This is a genomic window from Paenibacillus sp. OT2-17 (assembly GCF_009827695.1).
In the GTDB taxonomy this organism is placed as follows: domain Bacteria; phylum Bacillota; class Bacilli; order Paenibacillales; family Paenibacillaceae; genus Paenibacillus; species Paenibacillus polymyxa_B.
The window spans coordinates 1-1,252 of record NZ_WUDQ01000816.1; the positions used below are offsets into that span (position 1 = coordinate 1).

The window sequence follows — 1,252 nt, forward strand, 5'->3', positions numbered from 1 at the left end:
GAAATGATGGGGAAGGCCAATCGCCACCAACCGAGTGCAATGAGCTGGCTGGCGATAGCGGGCATAGCCAAAGCGCCAATCCCAAAGAAGACTTCCAGACGGCTCATAGCCGCACCCGTTCCTTGAGTAATACCGCTGATAATAATAGTGCCAATGAGTGTTTCTATCATACCGAAGCCAAACCCGGCTGCTGCCCCGACGGCATATAGCCAACCCCAAGGCGGCAGCAATGAGTACAGCACTTCCGCCGCGCATAGCAGGAGCAGGGCGAATACCAGACTTCGGCGTTTGCCGAAACTCCGGGCAAGCCACGGCGACAGCAGGACTCCAGCCAGAAAACCGGAAAATTGAGCGAAGATTAGACTTCCGCCATCCGTATAGTTTCTACCGTAATGCTCTAACAACACAGGCAGTAGGGAGCCTACAACCACGTGTGCCAGGCCGATTAAAAAATAAGATAAGCTGCCGATCCATAGCAGTCGTTTCATGATGAACTCCTTTGATACCTAGATTTGACTCATGCGGCAAGCTAAACTGCATGAGTCAAATCTGAGTGATTATGATAGCTCCAGTACTTGAAAGCCGTAGCCTTCAATAGAAATTTCTCCTTCCAGGTATTTACCGCTGATCAGCTCATTCCCTTTCTGATCATCCAGATGATATTGCTGCGTCTGGGCGTTATGATTCAGAACGAATAGATATGATTTTCCATCTTTGGTCCGTACAGTGGCTTCTACACCCGCAGGAGCGCGCAGCAGGGATGGAATCCCTTTTTGCTCACAAATGTAGCCCAGCAGGCCATCAAGGAAAGCTTCTTCAGGGTCTGAAGCAACGTACCATGCCTCACCTTGACCGAAACGATTGCGTGTCAGCACTGGCATGCCCTGATAGAAATCATCGCCGTATTCGGCCAGCACCTCGGCGCCTTCGCTATGCAACAAGTCGCAGAGCAGACCGCATTTATATTCACCTTGTAATACGCCCACCTTTTCTTTCAATACAATGCGATTGTGTGATTCCGGCAGAAGGGCGTCAATTTCTTCCACCCAGATCCCGAGCAAGTTACGTAGTTTACCAGGATATCCTCCGGTTGTGACCAGATCGTTTTCATTTACAATGCCACTGAAAAAGGTCGTTACGAAGGTGCCGCCATGCTCTGTGAACTGTTCCAGCTTCTCGGCGGTACCCGGCTTGACCATGTATAGTACAGGCGCGATAATGAGATCATATTTCTGGAAATCTGCATCAACAG

The 1,252-nt window shown here is 50.0% G+C and carries 2 protein-coding genes; both read right to left on the bottom strand.

Going from position 1 to position 1,252, the window contains the following annotated elements; all coding sequences use genetic code 11:
* A partial coding sequence (locus tag GRP75_RS27340; protein WP_160790936.1) for an MFS transporter occupies positions 1-488 on the bottom strand: 488 nt, incomplete at its 3' end.
* A 69-nt stretch (positions 489-557) separates the two neighbouring features.
* Positions 558-1,252: beta-galactosidase trimerization domain-containing protein (locus GRP75_RS27345; RefSeq protein WP_202404347.1), on the bottom strand; the 695-nt coding region annotated here is incomplete at its 5' end.